The 18,105-nt window shown below is 65.3% G+C and carries 17 protein-coding genes and 1 tRNA gene; 5 read left to right on the plus strand and 13 right to left on the minus strand.

All coding sequences use genetic code 11. The features are described from left to right. On the minus strand, window positions 1–330 hold a 330-nt coding region (locus tag ACTIMF_RS17915), incomplete at its 3' end, for a S1 RNA-binding domain-containing protein (protein ID WP_442351636.1). 191 nt (window positions 331–521) lie between these two features. On the opposite strand from ACTIMF_RS17915, the gene ACTIMF_RS17920 reads away from it, so the two are divergent. The 3 genes from ACTIMF_RS17920 (at window position 522) to ACTIMF_RS17930 (ending at window position 2,493) form a co-directional block, all read left to right on the plus strand. Continuing rightward, entirely contained in the window at window positions 522–1,061 is a 540-nt protein-coding gene (locus ACTIMF_RS17920; protein WP_442351637.1) for a 2'-5' RNA ligase family protein, read from the plus strand. Then, entirely contained in the window at window positions 1,051–1,875 is an 825-nt protein-coding gene (locus tag ACTIMF_RS17925) for a class I SAM-dependent methyltransferase (RefSeq protein ID WP_442351638.1), read from the plus strand. Before ACTIMF_RS17920 ends, ACTIMF_RS17925 begins: the two co-directional genes overlap by 11 nt. Window positions 1,876–1,980: 105 nt before the next feature. After that, window positions 1,981–2,493 carry a DUF1990 family protein gene (locus ACTIMF_RS17930; RefSeq protein WP_442351639.1) on the plus strand — a complete coding sequence of 171 codons (513 nt, stop codon included), beginning with the start codon at window positions 1,981–1,983 and terminating at the stop codon, window positions 2,491–2,493. Window positions 2,494–2,517: 24 nt separating this feature from the next. Here the strand turns inward: ACTIMF_RS17930 and ACTIMF_RS17935 are convergent, their stop codons facing one another. The 8 genes from ACTIMF_RS17935 to ACTIMF_RS17970 all read right to left on the minus strand — a co-directional run bounded on the left by ACTIMF_RS17935 (window position 2,518) and on the right by ACTIMF_RS17970 (window position 10,254). Continuing rightward, window positions 2,518–3,270 carry an amino acid ABC transporter ATP-binding protein gene (locus tag ACTIMF_RS17935; RefSeq protein WP_442351651.1) on the minus strand — a complete coding sequence of 251 codons (753 nt, stop codon included), beginning with the start codon at window positions 3,268–3,270 and terminating at the stop codon, window positions 2,518–2,520. A gap of 32 nt (window positions 3,271–3,302) precedes the next feature. Further along, the gene (locus ACTIMF_RS17940; protein ID WP_442351640.1) at window positions 3,303–4,232 is read right to left on the minus strand and encodes an amino acid ABC transporter permease; all 930 of its coding nucleotides are present in this window, start codon (window positions 4,230–4,232) and stop codon (window positions 3,303–3,305) included. A 5-nt stretch (window positions 4,233–4,237) separates the two neighbouring features. Beyond that, the gene (locus ACTIMF_RS17945) at window positions 4,238–5,125 is read right to left on the minus strand and encodes an ABC transporter substrate-binding protein (protein ID WP_442351641.1); all 888 of its coding nucleotides are present in this window, start codon (window positions 5,123–5,125) and stop codon (window positions 4,238–4,240) included. 123 nt (window positions 5,126–5,248) lie between these two features. Next, complete coding sequence (locus ACTIMF_RS17950; RefSeq protein ID WP_442351642.1) at window positions 5,249–5,458, minus strand: hypothetical protein; 210 nt, start codon at window positions 5,456–5,458, stop codon at window positions 5,249–5,251. A 241-nt stretch (window positions 5,459–5,699) separates the two neighbouring features. Then, the gene (locus ACTIMF_RS17955) at window positions 5,700–6,761 is read right to left on the minus strand and encodes an isocitrate/isopropylmalate dehydrogenase family protein (RefSeq protein ID WP_442351643.1); all 1,062 of its coding nucleotides are present in this window, start codon (window positions 6,759–6,761) and stop codon (window positions 5,700–5,702) included. Window positions 6,762–6,782: 21 nt separating this feature from the next. Beyond that, window positions 6,783–9,542, minus strand: a complete 2,760-nt coding sequence (gene polA / locus ACTIMF_RS17960; RefSeq protein WP_442351652.1) for a DNA polymerase I — start codon at window positions 9,540–9,542, stop codon at window positions 6,783–6,785. Continuing rightward, window positions 9,543–10,139, minus strand: a complete 597-nt coding sequence (locus tag ACTIMF_RS17965; RefSeq protein WP_442351644.1) for an ANTAR domain-containing response regulator — start codon at window positions 10,137–10,139, stop codon at window positions 9,543–9,545. A gap of 33 nt (window positions 10,140–10,172) precedes the next feature. Continuing rightward, window positions 10,173–10,254, minus strand: a tRNA-Leu gene (locus ACTIMF_RS17970). A gap of 221 nt (window positions 10,255–10,475) precedes the next feature. Here ACTIMF_RS17970 and ACTIMF_RS17975 point away from each other — a divergent pair. Both ACTIMF_RS17975 and ACTIMF_RS17980 read left to right on the plus strand, forming a co-directional pair. Further along, window positions 10,476–12,536, plus strand: coding sequence for a CocE/NonD family hydrolase (locus tag ACTIMF_RS17975; protein ID WP_442351645.1), 2,061 nt, complete (start codon window positions 10,476–10,478; stop codon window positions 12,534–12,536). Between the two features lie 13 nt (window positions 12,537–12,549). Beyond that, a complete protein-coding gene (locus ACTIMF_RS17980) occupies window positions 12,550–13,278 on the plus strand; it encodes a copper homeostasis protein CutC (RefSeq protein ID WP_442351646.1) in 729 nt (242 codons plus the stop codon). A 20-nt stretch (window positions 13,279–13,298) separates the two neighbouring features. Here the strand turns inward: ACTIMF_RS17980 and ACTIMF_RS17985 are convergent, their stop codons facing one another. From ACTIMF_RS17985 to lgt, 4 genes are all read right to left on the minus strand, one after another. Beyond that, window positions 13,299–13,784, minus strand: a complete 486-nt coding sequence (locus ACTIMF_RS17985) for a hypothetical protein (RefSeq protein WP_442351647.1) — start codon at window positions 13,782–13,784, stop codon at window positions 13,299–13,301. Continuing rightward, on the minus strand, window positions 13,781–14,686 hold the full coding sequence (locus tag ACTIMF_RS17990; protein WP_442351648.1) for an acyl-CoA thioesterase: 906 nt from the start codon (window positions 14,684–14,686) through the stop codon (window positions 13,781–13,783). The genes ACTIMF_RS17985 and ACTIMF_RS17990 overlap by 4 nt, the downstream gene beginning before the upstream one ends. Before the next feature lie 86 nt (window positions 14,687–14,772). Beyond that, window positions 14,773–16,206 carry a pyruvate kinase gene (gene pyk / locus ACTIMF_RS17995; protein ID WP_442351649.1) on the minus strand — a complete coding sequence of 478 codons (1,434 nt, stop codon included), beginning with the start codon at window positions 16,204–16,206 and terminating at the stop codon, window positions 14,773–14,775. A gap of 89 nt (window positions 16,207–16,295) precedes the next feature. Then, on the minus strand, window positions 16,296–18,105 hold a 1,810-nt coding region (lgt, locus tag ACTIMF_RS18000; RefSeq protein WP_442351650.1), incomplete at its 5' end, for a prolipoprotein diacylglyceryl transferase.

Consider the following 18,105-nt stretch of genomic DNA (forward strand, 5'->3'; position numbering starts at 1 on the left):
CTCGTACTGCGCACGCTTCTTGGACAGGATCAGACGGCCTTCCTTGTCCTCCTTGGTGAGGACAAGTGCTTCGACCTCGTCACCGACGGTGACGACTTCGCTCGGGTCGACGTCGTGCTTGATCGACAGCTCGCGCGAGGGGATGACGCCTTCGGTCTTGTAACCGATGTCAAGCAGAACCTCGTCGCGATCGACCTTGACGATGGTGCCCTCGACGATGTCGCCATCGTTGAAGTACTTGATCGTGGAGTCGATGGCGGCGAGGAAGTCCTCAGCCGAGCCGATGTCATTGACGGCTACTTGAGGCGAGGTGATCGTGGGGGACGACATATGGTGAGTTGCTCCGGACAGGTAGGTAGTAGGTACGGACGCCAGGACTGTCCGTGCAGGCCAGACCTAGAATCCGAGAATTGTGTGCGCGTACGACTGGCATACGCGTTTCCCAGGGTACTACCCGCCGGTGGCCTGCACAAATGGGATGTCGTGCGGCCCTTGAACTGCGGAGTGCGATGATCGTCGACGTGGCCCATTCCATCGAACTACTCCTCGACGAGGAGGCCGAGTCGCGCATCCGCGACCTCTGGTGCGCGCTCGACGCACTCGGACACCGGCCCCCGGGCTCGGTCCGTGCGCACGCCCCCCGTCCGCATTGCACCCTGCTCGCCGGCTCGTCGATCGTCGGCGCCGACACTGGGTCGCCGGCGCCCGGGATGGCTGCGGTGGCACAACGTCTTCCCGTTCCCGTCACCCTCGGCGCACCGATCGTCTTCGCCTCGCGGTCGACGTACACGATCGCCGCGAGCGTCGTGCCGTCGGCGGAACTGCTGAGTGTCCACGCCACGGCGTACCGACTGTGCGGGTCGGCCGTGTCCGGACTCGACGCGCACTGCGTTCCGGGGGCGTGGAGTCCCCACGTCACACTGGCGCGACGGGTTCCCGCGGACTCGATCACTGGTGCGGTCGCGCTCGTCGCCGAACCGATCACCGCGCAAGCAGCAGCGGTCCGGCGGTGGAACGGCGACTCGAAGACCGAGACGGTGGTGCCCGGCCGTGCCTGCTGACTCTGCGCGACCCCCACGCGTTCTCGGCAACGTCGACACCTCGACCAGCGAGCGCGCAAGCCGTTCTTGGTGGGACGCCGAAGCCGACGAGTACCACGACGCGCACGGAACGTTCATCGGCTCGACCACGCCGGGTGGCGAGTTCGTCTGGGGTCCGGAGCGCTTGCGCGAAGCGGATGTGCGGCTTCTCGGCGACGTCAAGGGACGCGACGTCCTCGAGGTCGGGTGCGGATCGGCACCCTGCTCGCGGTGGCTTGCGGCACGCGGCGCGCGCGTCGTCGGCCTGGACGTGTCCGCGGGGATGCTCGCCCATGGCGTCCACGCGATGAAGCTCGACGACCGCCAGGTCCCGCTCGTCCAGTCGGGCGCCGAACACCTCCCGTTCGCCGATGAGTCGTTCGACATCGCGTGCTCGTCGTTCGGCGCGATCCCGTTCGTCGCCGACTCCGCTCGCGCGATGGGCGAGGTCGCTCGCGTCCTGAGACCCGGCGGCCGCTGGGTGTTCGCGACCAACCATCCGATGCGCTGGATGTTCCTCGACGATCCGGGGCCCGACGGACTCGTGGTCCAGCTGTCCTACTTCGACCGGACTCCGTACACCGAGGCCGACGATGACGGCGTGATCACCTATGCCGAGCACCACCGAACGATGGGCGATCGGATCCGCGAAATCGTCGGCGTGGGCCTCGTCCTGGACGACGTCGTCGAACCCGAGTGGCCCGACGACCTCGATCAGGAGTGGGGTCAATGGTCTCCGTTGCGCGGCGCGTACTTCCCCGGCACCGCCGTGTTCGTAACTCACAAGCCGCGGTGACCGGACTCAAGCACCCTGACCGGCGTGCGCCGACCGGACACGCCCTGGCAGGAGTCCGCTCCGAGTACCGTGCGAACGATGTCGCGCCACTCAAGAGTTCGACGCTTGGACGAGGCGAGTGTCCACCGCCTCGAAGCGCTGCCGCTGCATCGCTCGACCGATGACGGTGAGCGCGCTCGATCCGGGTTTAGGTCGCTGAATCGCACAACGCGGATCGGAGCAGGCGTCGACACTTTTGCACGTGCTCGCGACGACCTCTTCACATGGCAGGTCCAGGCACGCGCGGGTGTGCGAGTCGACGCGAGCCGGCCGACCGTCATGCTCGACGGTGTCGCCGTCGTGTCCATCGGCCTCGGTCCGGTTCGCATCGGCGGCCCGGTACGGGTCGTGGACGTCATCGACCGACCTGCGCGCGCCGGATTCACCTACGCAGCTCTCCCCGGACATCCAGAACTCGGCGAGGAATCGTTCCATGTCGTTCTCGACGGCGACGGAGTCCGCTTCGAACTCTTCGGACGCTCCAAGCCGGCCGGCCTCCTCGCCCGGTTCGGCGGCCCGATCTCGACACTGGTTCAACGCGTCATCACCGACCGGTACGCTCGCGCGCTGGCGGAATAGCTCGACGTCTGCCGGTAGATCGCCCTACAGCAGCTTCGACAGGAAGGCTTGCGTGCGTTCGTGCTGCGGATTCGAGAGGACGTCCTTCGGCCGCCCCTTCTCCACGACGACACCTGCGTCCATGAAGACGAGTTGGTCGGCCACCTCGCGGGCGAATCCCATCTCGTGAGTGACGACCAGCATCGTCATACCCTCTGTCGCCAGGCCGCGCATCACTTCGAGGACGTCGCCGACGAGTTCGGGGTCGAGGGCCGACGTCGGCTCGTCGAACAGCATCAGCTTAGGTTCCATGGCGAGCGCGCGAGCGATCGCGACGCGCTGCTGCTGGCCGCCCGACAACTGCGCCGGGTAGGCGTCGGCTTTGCTGCGAAGGCCGACCTGGTCGAGCAGTGACATCGCATGCTCGGTCGCCGCGCCCTTCGACTTGCCGCCTACCAACATCGGAGCCTCGATGATGTTGTCGAGCGCCGTGCGGTGCGGGAAGAGGTTGAAGTGCTGGAACACCATTCCTATGTCGCGGCGCTGGCGGCCCGCGTCGCGCGGGCTCAGTTCGTAGAGCTTGCCCGACTTCTCTCGGTAGCCGATCAGGTCACCGTCAACCAGGAGTCGTCCCGCGTTCACCTTCTCCAGGTGATTGACGCAACGAAGGAATGTCGACTTGCCCGAGCCCGACGGCCCGATCAGGCATGCGACCTCTCCGCGCGGCACCTCGAGCGATACACCTCTGAGAACATCGAGGGCACCGAAGTTCTTGCAGACCCGGTCTGCCACGACCATCGGGGTCACGTCTGCCTTCACTTGCCCGCCGCTCACTTGCCCTCCTCGACGATGGGTTCGTTCGCCGCGGCGAGCGCCGCCAACTGCCTGCCCGACAGTTCACGCGAGGAACCCTTCGAATAGTGCTTCTCCAAATAGTGCTGGCCGACCATGAGCACGCTCGTGACGACGAGGTACCACGTTGACGCGACGAGCAGCATCGGGATCGGCTGGAAGTTGACACCGGAGATGTCGCGCTGACGGCCGAACAGATCCAGGGTGAACGGCACGGCCGACACGAGGCTCGTCGTCTTCAACATCGAGATGACCTCGTTGCCGGTCGGCGGGATGATCACTCGCATCGCCTGCGGCAGCACGGTGCGCCGCATCGCCTGCCACCACGACATCCCGAGCGCCGTTGACGCCTCCATCTGCCCCTCGCCCACCGACGAGATACCCGCACGGACGATCTCGGCCATGTAGGCCGCCTCGTTCAACGCGAGCCCGATGACCGCGACGACGAAGACGTTCTTGAGACTGAACTCCTGAATGTCGAATTGGACCAACGTCGGTCCCCACGGCACTCCGAGATTGACGGTCTGATAGATCGAACCGACCAGGCCCCACAGGACCAACTGCACGTAGACGGGGGTACCACGGAATACCCACAGGTATACCCACGACGTCCACCGGAACACTGCGTTCGGTGACATCCGCATTACCGCGACGACGACACCGAGGATGACGCCGAAGATCATCGACACCACGGTGAGCGCCAGCGTGTAGCCGACCCCCGACAGGATTCGCTGCTCGAACAGGTAGTCGCCGTACGTGCTCCACTTGTACGCGTCGTTCGTCGCGGCGCCGTAGACGAACAGTGCGGCCAGTGCGACTATGACGACGCCGACGACCCACTGTCCAGGATGTTTGAGCGGGACCGCTTTGATGGGCGTCGGTGTGTCCGACGTCTGCATATCCGCCATCTCAGCTACTCCTGCGCCCCGTTGATCTGCGATTCATCGATCATTCCCACCTGCACACCCCAATGTTCGGAGATCTTTCGGTACTGCCCGTTGTCGATCAGATACTGCACCGCCTGCCGGACCGCATCCGTCAGCTTGGATCCCTTCTTGATCGGGAACCCGTACGGCGCGGAATCGTAGGCCGGCCCGACCTGTTCGAGCTGCCCCTCGGTCTTCTTGATCGCGTACGCGGTGACCGGTGAGTCCGCGGAGAACGCGTCCACCTGTCCGAGCAATGCGGCATTGACCGCCTGGTCCTGCGTATCGAACGCCACCTTGACGATCGGTTCCGCTCCCCGCGCGACGCATGCCTCGCTCTTCGCCGGGACCTCGTCGGTGTCCTCGGTCGTCGAGACTTGGACACCGACACGCAGACCGCACGCATCGTCCGGGTCGACGTCGCGTCCCGGCTTGGCCGCCCATTGGATTCCGGCTGTGTAATAGGTGACGAAGTCGACCTGCTCCTCACGTTCGAGCGAATCGGTGAATGACGACATTCCCATGTCGTAGGTTCCCGCCTGAATCGAGGGGATGATCTTGTCGAAGTCCGACTGCGTGTAGACAGCCTTCAAGCCCAGGACCGCGCCGATCGCATTCACGAGGTCGACGTCATAACCGATGATGTTGCCGTCGCGGTCTTTGAACTCGTTCGGCTGGTACGGCGGATTGGTTCCGACCTTGAGCACGCCGCTCGCCCTGATCTGCGCAGGCACGAGCGCGGCGATCGGGGGCTGCTCCTGCACGTCGAGGACGATCGGTTTGGTGTCGAACTCGGACTCGTCGACCACACAACCCGACAGCAGCAACGCCACACCGGTGGCCACTGCCCCGAACAGGCGCGTGCGCATCCGCATGCCGGGATCCTCTCGTCAGTCTGGACGCAACGTACTTGGTCCGAGAGACGAGTATGGCGGAAGCGGTATCGACGACGCGCCGACGGGTCCCCCCAAACGGAACCGCACGGGTCCGACGTGCGTCTAATCGGTATGGGCGACTTCGGCGAGATCGCGACGTTCCAGGCAACGCACGACGGCGTCATCGATGTACGGAACGCACACGACTGCGGTCTCGGCGACGGCGACATCAGAGGCAGGCTCAAACGTGCCGAATGGCGAGCCCTGCCGTCGGGTGCCCAGTTTCTCGACCGGATGCTCCAGAAGCAGATCGTGACTCTCGACGGACTCCATCGTGCTGTCGACGGCAACGCCGTACTACAGGGAGTGGTCGCCGCACGGGCTCGCACGGAACGGATGGAGCGAACTCCAGCACAACTGGCACATGCTCAAATGACACTCCCGCCCACTGCATCCAGGAGGTCATCGACCGGATCAACGCGCGTGCGCATGCCGCCGCGTGGTGACGCGGGAAGAGACTGTGCAGTCGACGTTCGCTACGAACGACAATCTCCCAGCATCGTGCGCAGAACCGTCAGAGCGCGCCGATCACCGCGGCGGTGAACTCGGTAGTCGAGGCGGAGCCGCCGAGATCAGCGGTCAGGACGCCATCGGCGAGGACGTGCGCCACCGCGCCGTCGATCGCGTCAGCGGCCCGCAGCACCGACGACGTCGCCGATCGCTCGCCGTGCCACCGCAGCAACATCGCAGCCGAGGCGATCGTTGCGACCGGGTTCGCGATGTCGCGACCTGCGATGTCCGGGGCCGCACCGTGGACAGCTTGCGCCATCGCTCGCTCAGCGGACGAGTTGAGCGACGGGGCGAGACCAAGCGATCCGGACAGCTCCGCGGCCAGATCGGAGAGGATGTCGCCGAACAGGTTCTCGGTCACGACCACGTCGAAGTCGCCGGGCCGCCGCACCAGAAGTGCGGCCATCGCGTCGACGTGCTCGGTGTCGACTCGGACGTCCGGATACCGTTCGCCGACCTGCAGGCAGACGTCCCGGAACAGCCCCGTGGTCATCCGGAGCACATTCGCCTTATGGACAACGGTCACGTGACCTCGCCTGCGCCGGGCCGCCTCGAACGCCTCGATTGCGATCCGCTCGGTCGCCACCCGCGTGATGAGGCCCACCGACAATGCGACGTCGGGCGTCGGCATGAATTCACCGCTACCGACCGCCATGTTTCGGTCGGCGTACAGGCCCTCGCTGTTCTCGCGGACGATCAGCACGTCGATGTCGCCAGTCGTCGCCTCTACGCCTGCGACGGCGCGCGCGGGACGCAGGTTCGCGAACAGACCGAACTGCTTGCGCATCACCGCACCCGGCGCCGGATAACGCAGCTCCGCGGGATACGACGCGCTGTCGTGCGGGCCGACCAGCCACAGATCGAAGTCGGCGAGGGCATCGAGTGTGCTCCCCGGAACGGGTACACCGTGCGAATCGATCGCGGTTGCTCCGAACGGCAGCCGCACGGTCTGCAGCCCGACTCCCTGCCGTTGCAGCGCACGCTCGGCCACCGACAGCGCGGCAGGAACCACCTCGGGACCGATTCCGTCGCCGTCGAGCACGGCGATCCTCAATGGTTCATTCACGACTGCGCCTTTCTGGCCAGGTCAGTGGGCGGCGGCATCCCAGGTACGGCCGATGCCGACGGAGACCTCCAGCGGGACCGACAGATCGATCGCACCGCCCATCTCCTCACGAACGAGGGCTTCGACCGCATCGCGTTCGCCGGTCGCGATGTCGAGCACCAGTTCGTCGTGCACTTGCAACAGCATGCGCGAGCGGTGGCCTCCGGAGCTGAGCCGACGCTGCACGTTGATCATCGCGACCTTGATGATGTCGGCGGCCGTGCCCTGGATCGGCGCGTTGAGCGCCATCCGTTCCGCGGACTGGCGGCGTTGGAAGTTGTCGGAGTTCAAATCCGGCAGGTAGCGGCGACGCCCGAACAGAGTGGCCGTGTACTCGTTCCGCCGCGCTTGCACGACGACGTCGTGGAGGTAGTCGCGCACTCCGCCGAACCGGTCGAAATACTGCTCCATCTGCTCCTTGGCCTCTTCGCGGCCGATCCCCAGTTGGGCGGCAAGACCATAGGCGCTCAGTCCGTACGCGAGGCCGTACGACATCGCCTTGACCCGAGAGCGCATCTGCGAGTCGACCTGGTCGACAGGCACACCGAACGCACGCGATCCGACGAAGTTGTGCAGGTCCTCCCCCGAACGGAATGCTTCGATGAGCCCCGCGTCCTCGGACAGGTGCGCCATGATCCGCATCTCGATCTGCGAGTAGTCGGCCGTCATCAGGCATTCGAACTCGCCGGACTCCGATCGTGGTGCCACCACGAAACCGCCACGGATCTGACGACCTGCCTCGGTGCGGACCGGGATGTTCTGCAGGTTCGGATCGGTCGACGACAGTCGACCGGTCGCGGCGACCGTCTGGTTGAATGTTGTGTGGATGCGACCGTCGTCGGCGACCGATTTCAACAGGCCGTCGACCGTCACCTTCAGTCGGGTCGCGTCCCGGTGCTCCAGCAGGAACTTGAGGAACGGATGCTCGGTCTTCTCGTACAGCCCGGCGAGCGCATCGGCGTCCGTCGTGTATCCGGTCTTGGTCTTCTTCGTCTTCGGCATCTCGAGTTTGTCGAACAGGATCGTCTGCAGTTGCTTCGGCGACCCTAGGTTGACTTGCTCCCCGATGACCTCGAACGCCGATTCGGCCGCGTCCCGGACCCGCTGCGCGAACTCCGACTCCAGGTCGGAGAAGTGCTCGGTGTCGACGCCGATGCCGATTGCCTCGAGATCCGCGAGCACGAAAGCGAGCGGCAACTCCATCTCGGTGAGCAATGCGGTCGAGTCGATCCGTTCCAATTCGGTGTCGAGCGCGTCGGCGAGTTCGGCGACGGCACGTGCCGACAGCATCGACGATTCGGCGGCCCGCGCGGAATCGGCGTCGTCGTCGAGCAGCGAGAGCTGCCCGCCGTTGTCGATACCGTCGTCGGCTTTGAGCTCACGCCGGAGATAGCGCAACGCCAGATCGTCGAGGGCGAAGCTCCGCTGTCCCGGGCGCACCAGGTACGCGGCGAGCGACGTGTCGGAGGTGACGCCGTCGATCTTCCAGCCGCGTCCGCGGAGCGCATGCACGGCCCACTTCGCTTCGTGGACGGCCTTCGGGATCGATGCGTCGGCGAGCCAGTCGGCGAGCGCGGCGTCGTCGGCCGCCGACATAGCGACCGGGTCGATGAACGCGCCCTCACCGTCGGCGGCCGCGATCGCCAACCCGTCAACATCCGAGTCGACGACCACGCGCCTGGCATTGACGGCGATGCCTGATCGTCCGACCCGCGCGTGCGCATCGAGCCATTGCGCGACCTCGTCGGCGGCGAGTTGCGCACCGTTGATCTCGATGCCTTCGTCGGCTTCGGGCTCGGTCGAGGTCAGCGTCGAGAAGAGTCGGTCGCGCAGTACCTTGAACTCGAGATCATCGAACAGGGCGTGGATTCGGTCCCGATCCCATGCATGCAGCTTCAGATCGCCCGGCGCGGCTGGGAGGTCCATGTCGCGGATCATCTCGGTGAGGGTGCGATTCATCTGCACCGACGCGAGGTTCGCGCGCAGCGAGTCGCCGGTCTTTCCGCGGATCTCGTCGACGTGGTGGATGAGCTGCTCGAGTGAGCCGTACTCGGCGATCCACTTGGTCGCTGTCTTATCGCCCACCCCGGGGATACCGGGGAGGTTGTCGCTCTTGTCGCCTCGCAGGGCCGCGAAGTCCGGATACTGCTTCGGAGTGAGCCCGTACTTGTTCTCGACTTCTTCCGGCGTGAACCGTGTCAAGACCGAGACACCGGTCTTCGGGTACAGCACCGTGATGTTCTCGTTCACCAGTTGCAGCGAGTCGCGGTCGCCGGTCACCACTAGCACTCGATAGCCTGCGGCGTCGGCCTGTGTCGCGAGCGTCGCGATGATGTCGTCGGCCTCGTAGCCCTCGACGGCCATAACCGGGATGCCCATCGCGGCGAGCACGTCTTTGGTGACGTCGACCTGGCCGCGGAACTCGTCTGGCGATTTGCTGCGCTGCGCCTTGTACTCCGGGAACATCTCCGCTCGGAACGTCTTGCGCGATACGTCGAACGCTGCGGCGATATGTGTCGGTTCCTCGTCGCGCAGCAGATTGATGAGCATCGAGGTGAAGCCGTAGACGGCGTTGGTGTGCTGTCCGGTGTTGGTCGTGAAGTTCTCCGGAGGTAGGGCGAAGTAGGCGCGATAAGCCAACGAATGCCCGTCGAGCAGCATGAGGGTCGGTCTGGTCTCAGTCTTCTTCGCTGCACTCACATCAGTGAGTCTAGGGCGTTGTGCCGACAGGCTGGTCGGCAGTCAGCCGAGGGTCTCGACGACGACCTGCGCTACTGCTTTCATCGTGACGCGACGGTCCATCGCATTGCGTTGGATCCACCGGAACGCCTCCGGTTCGGTGAGCTCGTGCTTGGCCATGAGCAGACCCTTGGCCTGTTCGACGACCTTGCGTGTCTCGAAACGCTCGGACATGTCGGCTACTTCGGCTTCGAGCAGTTTCAGTTCGCGGTACCGACTCAATGCGACTTCGATCGCGGGCACCAGGTCGGCTTGCGTGAAGGGCTTCACGAGATATGCCATCGCGCCTGCGTCGCGAGCGCGCTCGACGAACTCACGCTGACTGAACGCGGTCAGCATCACGACCGGAGCGAGCCGCTTCGACGCGATCTCGCTCGCCGCGTCGATGCCGTCGCGAACCGGCATCTTGACGTCCATGATCACGAGGTCGGGCAGGAGTTCCTCGGTGAGATCAACCGCCACCTGCCCGTTCGGGGCCTCCCCTACGACGTCGTAGCCCTCTTCGCGAAGCATCTCGATGAGGTCCATCCGGATGAGCGAGTCGTCCTCGGCGACGACCACCCGGCTTACTTGTCCGGTGGTCGCTGACTCGTCTGCCATCGCGCTCTCATCCTCGTCTGTCGCGGTGAAAAGTGCCCCGGGCCGGACTCGAACCGGCACCCCTTTCGAGACCGCATTTTGAGTGCGGCGCGTCTGCCTATTTCGCCACCGGGGCTGGTGGATCAGTGCGAGGTGAAAGTGTACTCGGTTACGCCCCACCGACCCCAACTCGGGTCGAAGGCACTGCGCGCCGGACGGTGGGACGTCGAGTCGGCGCCGACTCCCTCTCGACTGAGATCCAGGCAACCCTTATTGTTACCTGAGAGTCAGATCACGAGCGGATGACGACGAGGTGTCCGAATCCCGTCTGACCTCTCGGGGAAGGTATGTGAACAGGTGACCTCACCACTGCGCCGGTCGGTCCGGCATCTCATTGTCGCTCTCGTCGCTGCGACGACGCTGGTCGCGGGAACCGGATTCGTTCCGGCTACCTCGTCCGATGCCGGCGCCGACGTCTACGGCGCGCTCGGAGCCAAATGGACACGTACGCACGACGGCCCGCAGAAGTATTCGGGATACACGGTCAAGCCGGACGTACCCATTCGGATGAGTGACGGAACCACGTTGCGGTCCAACGTGATCCGTCCCACCGATCGTTCGGGAAAGCCGGTGTCCGCCAAGCTTCCGACAATCGTGACGATGACGCCCTACACAAAAATGGTGTCGGCTCTCGCCTCCGAGGTGATGAACTATCCCGTCCTGGTGCCGCAGCTCGTCGATCTGCTGAACGGGATCAACGCGCGCGGAACTTTCCTGTCCGGCTACAACGAGTTGATAGGCGCCCTCCGCGGCGGGTTGGTCAACACGTTCTCGTACGACCCCCAGTTGGTGAAGAGCGGCTACAACGTCGTGGTCGTCGACGTCCGCGGCACCGGTTTCTCCCAGGGAACCTGGCAGGTCTTCGGAGAACGCGAGCGAAAAGACACTGTCGAGGTCGTCGACTGGGCCAAGAAGCAGCGCTGGGGCAACGGGAAGGTCGGCATGTCCGGCGTCTCGTACTCGGCGATCAACCAACTGCAAGCCGCCTCGGACGCCCCCGGCGAACTCGGTGCGATCTTTCCGGTGGTGCCCGGCGCCGATCTCATCCAGGACGTCATCGCTCCCGGCGGCGGCGTCGGATTCGGGTTCCTGGCACCGTGGCTGACCCTTGTCAACGGCTCCAAACTGGTCCCGAACGTCGCCTCGATGCTCAACGGCACATTCGACTGGCGATGGCTCGCCGACCGGGTGAAGGATCCGCTCACCTATTTCGACGTCATGATCGAGGCATTGACGGCGCAGACGCCGAACAGCCTCCGCGGCGATACGCGGCAACTCGTCATTGCGGGCTCGGACCGACGCACGTCGTTGTACACCGACACCTCGTCGATCACGACTCCGACCTTCGGCATCGGCGGATGGAATGATCTGTTCACCAACAGCGAGTCCCGTCTACTCAAGGGCCTGACTCAGCTTCCCGATGCGAAGAAGAAGCTGATCATGGACGACGGCTACCACATCACGTCGAGCTCCAACTTCGGCCAGAAAGGCTACCCGCCCCGCATCGACGTGCTCGCCCGCGCCTGGTACGACAAGTGGCTCAAGGGAATCGACAACGGAATCGACCGCTACTCCCCCGCGACGCTCGCATCCGAGCCGAGCGGCTGGTTCGTGCAGGGCAACACATACCCGCTTCCGGGTCACACATATCAACGGCAGTACCTGTCCGGGCGCCCGTCGGGCGCCGCTCGCACCCCCGTGGCGGGTGACGGATCGTTGTCTCCTTCGAAGCCGACGGCACGCGCCACCCGCCAGGTGAAGCCGGGTCTCTCGACCCTGTGCAGCCGTGACGCGGCGCAGTCGTCAACCGGGATAACCGCGCTGTTCGACTTCTGCGGCAAGGACTCCCGCGTCTCTGAGGTCGCGGCCCAGACGTTCACGTCCGCTCCAGCGAAGGCCGCCACGAGCATCAGCGGTACTCCCGTCGCCCACCTGCGTCAGCGCCTCAATGCGACCGACGGATACTGGCACGCGACGGTCAACGTCGTCTCCCCGGACGGTCGATCGACGACGGTCTCGATGGGCCAGTTGATGGTGTCCCTGCGTGAGATCGATAAGAAGCGTAGTTCGTACGGACCGAACGGCGACCTGACGGACGCGGTTCCCAAGCTGTCGATCGCCGATTATCACAAGGTGAAGCCGGGTCAGACCCTCGACGTCGACATCCCGATGACGGCTACCCAAGCCAAGCTCAGGCCGGGAGACCGACTGCGCGTCGACGTCTACGCCTTCAACTTCCCGAAGGCTGTGCCGCTCGGACCCGAACTGTGGTCATCTCAACTGCGTCCGCAGTACATCGAGATCGACCCCGCCCATCCGAGTTGGGTGAACGTTCCGGTGTCCCGGCCGCTGAAGTGACGCGACGCCGACGATGACGGTCCTCGAGATCGCAGTCCAGGACGCGGACGGCGCGGCCGCCGCGCGCGCGGGAGGGGCCGACCGCGTGGAATTGTGCGCGGCACTCGGCGTCACCGGCGGTCTCACCCCGTCGGTCGCATCGGTAGAGACGGTCGTCGCGGCCGACATCGACGTTCACGCCCTGATACGGACCCGCCCGGGCGGGTTCGTCTACTCGCCGGCGGAGATCGCGGTGATGGCGTCCGACATCGTCCACCTCGTCTCGGCGGGCGCGTCCGGTGTGGTGATCGGAGCCCTGCTCGGAGACGGTGACGTCGACCGTGACGCGATCGCCGTCCTGGTTGCGGCGGCACGGCGGGCAGGCCATGTCGAGGTCACGTTCCATCGCGCGCTGGATGCGGTAGACGACCCCGTCGACGCAGTGCGGGTCTTGGCAGATCTCGGTGTGGACCGGGTGTTGACCTCCGGTGGCGCCGCAACTGCGTACGACGGACTCGGTGTGCTGTCGGCCCTCGTCGAGGCCGACTCCGGTGTGCAGATCATGGCGGGCGGCGGTGTGCGACCGGACAGCATCGGTGCATTCGTCGAAGTGGGCGTGGACGCCGTGCACCTGTCGGCGAAGACCGTGATCGACGACCCCGGTTCGCCCGGTCCGGGAGGCGGGTCCGCGGCCGGTCTCGAGATGACGGATCCGGCGATCGTCGCGGCCGCTCGCCGGGCGCTTGAGCAATCGAGCGCTTGAGGAGTCGGGCGCTCGCCTCCCTAAGCGAACAGGTAGCCGCCCTTGAGTGCAGCGGCGCTGACCACTTGTCGATAGCGGTCGCCGATGCGCACCACGTAGGCGTCGACCACCGGCAGGTCTCGGATCTCGAACTCGGCGAGGCATGTGTCGCCAGTGAGAACGTCCAGACGGGACAATCGGGTGACGGCGAGCGGCTCGTCACGCGGTGAAGCGTCACTGGTCGCATCGAAGACCGCGACGCTGTCGCCGAACGCCACGGGAATCGATCCGGCGACGGCGCGTGTCCCGCAGTCGACGGCGACGCCACCGAGCGCGGTCATCGTCGATCGTTGATGAAAGCCCTCGATCACCGCAAGTGTGCCGGCCACCAGCGCGGCGAGCACGACGACCACGCTCGCGATCCGGATCGGCCACTTGTAGCTACGTTGCCACCGCTTGGGTTGCACCGGCGGTCCGGGCGGCAGGTGGAAACGGACGTCGGGGGCCCGGTAGTCGTGTGCGGTCATGCGCGCGGCGGGAAGTACTTGATCAACGCCTCCTGTACGACAGACGCGGCGAGCACACCGTCACGCGTGAAGAGACGCCCGGACCCGATGCCGCGCGAACCTGCCGCCACCGGCGACTCGGTCGCATAGAGCAGCCACTCGTCGAATCGGAACTCGCGGTGAAACCACATCGAATGATTGACGGTGGCCGCGAACAGTCGGTCGAATCCCCATGACAGTCCGTGCGTGGTGATGATCGAGTCGAGGACTGTCGTGTCCGATGAGTATGCGAGAGCGGCGACGTGCAGGAGCGGGTCGTCGGGCATCGCGCCGTCGGTCTTCATCCACGCCCGATTGTGATTGAGGTTCTCGCCGGTGCCTTTCAGCTTCCAGGCAGGGGCATTGACGAACCGCACGTCGATCGGGTGCAGCGCGTTCACGAACGCCGCGACGGTCTCCTCGTATCCCTCGAAGTGCTCGCTGATGGGCGGCAGACTCTCGGGATACTCGACTTCGGGGATCTCAACGGCGTGTTCGAGGCCCACCGCGTTGTTCTGGAACGCGACGAGCATCGTGAAGATCACTTCGTCGTCCTGTACTGCGGTCACCTGGCGGTTGGCGAACGGCCTGCCGTCGCGGAACCGGTCGACGTGATATTCGAGCGGTTTCGTTACGTCGCCGCCGCGGACGAAGTGGGCGTTGACCGCGTGGATCGGCGGACTGCCTTTGACCAGCGTGCGGCCGGCGGCCACGATGCCCTGGCCGAGCAGTTGACCGCCGAAGGTACGCGACTCGACTTGCTCGGGATGGTGCCCGATGAACAGATCGTCCTCGGCCCGTTCCACGTCGAGCAATGCCAGCAGGGTCTGCAGGTCGGCCGACTGTTCGGCGGCCAGGGAATCTCCAGCGGTCTCTGTACTCATAGACCTCCACCATATGCGACGCGCGCCGCCCGATGACCGGGACGGCGCGCGACGGCAGTGACAGCGAGGAGCGAGGCTGACGGGTGTCAGTGGTCCTGCTCGCCGATGCGGTGCACGTGCACGAAGTTGGTGGAGCCGATCACCGATGCGGGTGCACCGGCGACGATGACGACGGTGTCGCCGCGTTGGAGCTTCTCGTTGGCGGTGAGCACTTCGTCGACCTGGTCGATCATGGCGTCGGTGTTCTTCATGCGGGGAACCAGAACCGCGTCGGCGCCCCAACTGAGAGCGAGTTGGTTTCGGGTCGCCTCGGTCGCGGTGAAGGCGAGAAGCGGAACCCGCGAGTGCAGCCGCGCCACCCGCCGCAGGGTGTCGCCGGACTCGGTGAACGTGATGATCGCGGCCGCGTTGAGTCGCTCGGCGATGTCCCGAGCTGCATAGGTGACTATGCCTCGGCGAGTGCGCGGTACGTGCGTCAGCACGGGTACGTCCCTGGTGCCCTCTTCGACCGCCATGACGATGCGCGCCATTGTCTGCACCGTCTCGTTCGGGTACTTGCCGACCGACGTCTCGCCCGAGAGCATCACGGCGTCTGCGCCGTCGAGGACCGCGTTGGCTACATCGGACGCCTCGGCGCGGGTCGGCCGAGAGTTCTCGATCATCGAGTCGAGCATCTGCGTGGCGACGATGACCGGTTTGGCGTTCTCCCGCGCCATCTGGATGGCGCGCTTCTGCACGAGCGGCACTTGCTCGAGGGGCATCTCGACGCCCAGGTCGCCTCGCGCGACCATGATCGCGTCGAACGCGAGCACGATTGCCTCGAGGTTGTCGATCGCCTCGGGCTTCTCAAGCTTCGCGATCACTGGCACTCGGTTACCGACACGGTCCATCACCTCATGGACGAGTTCGATGTCGGCGGGACTCCGGACGAACGAGAGCGCGACGAGGTCGACGCCGAGTCCGAGCGCGAATTCGAGGTCGGCGATGTCCTTCTCCGACATCGCAGGCACCGAGATATTCATCCCGGGCATCGACAGGCCCTTGTTGTTGCTGACGGTGCCACCCTCGGTGACGACACAGACCACGTCGTTGTCGTCGACGTGATCGACGGTCAGACCGACCTTGCCATCGTCGACGAGGAGGCGGTCCCCCGGGCGGGCGTCCTGAGCGAGGTGCGAGTACGTAGTCGACACGCGATCGTGGTTGCCGATCACGTCGTCGACGGTGATGCGGACCAGCTCGCCGTCGTTCCAATCGACCGCGCCGTTCGGCCGTCCGTTGTCTTCGAACTTGCCGAGACGAATCTTCGGGCCTTGAAGGTCGGCGAGTACACCCACGGCCTTGCCGGTTTTCGCACTCGCCGCGCGAACCGCCTCGTAGACACTGCGATGGTCGCTGTGTGCGCCATGGCTGAAGTTCATTCGGGCGACGTTCATTCCACACTCGAGGAGTGTGGTGATCCCTTCTTCGGTGTTAGTAGCGGGCCCCAGAGTACAAACGATCTTGGTTCGACGAGTCACCGCTCAAGGCTATCCGGCGGACGCACACAATTCGAACCTACTGGCGGGTAGAGCAATTGGTTTACCACTTGTTCGCCCACGAACGTCCGTCAGTCGTCGTCCTCGCTGGACTTGTCATCATCGCGCGACCGGATCTCCATGGCGCCGAGGTCATGTCCCGACGTGTGTTCGACGACGGAGATCTCATCGACGTCGAGCCCGCCGAGATCTGATACGACGGTGTAGCCCGGTCGCGACTCGCCTGCGGAGTCGGACGCGTCATCGCCAGCTTCCGCGTCTGGGCCGTCGGCGTCTGGGCCGTCGATGTCTGGGTCGTCGATGTCTGGGTCGTCGATGTCTGGGCCGTCGATGTCTGGGCCGTCGATGTCTGGGGCACTCGCGCCGTCGTCACCGTCAGGCTCGTCGGTGTCAGAGTCGTCGATGTCAGAGTCAGCCGTGTCAGGCTCGGCTGCGTCCGAGTCAGCCGTGTCGGGGTCAGCCGTGTCGGGGTCGGCGATCTCGGCTCCGGTGGTCGCAGGTTCGGTGTCCGTCGACTCGGTGTCCGTCGACTCGGGGGCCGGCACCTCACTCTCAACCGACTCGGTGTCGATCGCATCTGCATCGGACGTCTCGGGCTCTGCGTCAGCCTCTTCGGGGTCGGCGTCCGTGTCAACCTCGGGATCCGCCTCTTCGGTCTCCAGCTCAGGAGTCTGATTGTCCTCGTCCGCCCCGGCGGCGACCGCACCGACTCCCGCAACGGCGCCGACGCCTAAGGCCGTCGCACCGCCCACGGAAGAGTCGTCATCGTCAGGCGCGGCCCACTCACTCTCGTCCGCGTCTGCTCGGTCGTCCCCATCGGCGACGACAGCACTGCCGTTCTCGTCGTACTCGGCTTCCCCCTCGTACTCGTCGCCGTCGCTGTCGTAGTCGTCGCTGGCGTAGTCGTCGCTGGCGTAGTCGTCGCTGGCGTAGTCGTCGGCGTCGTACTCGTCGCTGTCGTGCTCGTCGCCGTCGTCGTCCATCTCCGGAGGAACGTAGCCGAGGTGCCCTTCGTCGGCGAGTTCTTCGGCTCGATCGGGCCAGAACACCGACAGGCCGACCTCTCGACCACGGGGCGCCATCAGGACGTACAGCGCGGCACAGAGGAACACGAGAGCGGCGACGAGGACATTGACGCGCAAGCCGAGGATGTGGGTCGCCTCGTCACTGCGCATCAGCTCGATTCCGAACCGTCCAACGCAGTAGCCCGCGACGTAGAGTGCGAACAGGCGTCCGTGGCCGATCTGGAAACGCCGGTCCACGAACACCAAGAGTGCGACGACGAGCAGATTCCAGATCAGTTCGTACAGGAACGTCGGATGAGCGACTTCGAGGACGTTGCCGTTCGACACACCGTCGATCACGGCGATGCCGCTGCGCCCGGTATCGGGGTCGACGCGCTCGAACAGTTCCAGTCCCCACGGGACCGTCGTCGGTTCACCGAACAGTTCTTGGTTGAAGTAGTTGCCGAGCCTGCCGATGGCCTGCGCCGCGAGAATCGCGGGCGCGATCGCGTCGCCGAACGGCGGGAGCTTGATGCGTTTCCACCGGCACCCGATCCAGGCGCCGACGGCACCGAATGCCACAGCGCCCCAGATGCCCAAGCCGCCGTCCCATACCTGGAAGACGGCTGCGAGACCCTTGCCGTCGTCGCCGAAATACCGCCACCAGTCGGTTACGACGTGATAGATCCGCCCACCGATCAGCCCGAACGGGACCGCGATCAGGGCGACGTCGAGGACGTCGCCGGGCCGTCCGCCACGCGCCTGCCACCGCCGGTCGCTCCACCAGACGGCGACGACGATGCCGATGATGATGCACAGCGCGTACGCGCGGATCGGGAACGGGCCGAGATTCCACACACCTTGCGGCGGGCTCGGG

This window comes from Gordonia sp. (in: high G+C Gram-positive bacteria) (genome assembly GCF_052106715.1).
Lineage (GTDB): Bacteria > Actinomycetota > Actinomycetes > Mycobacteriales > Mycobacteriaceae > Gordonia.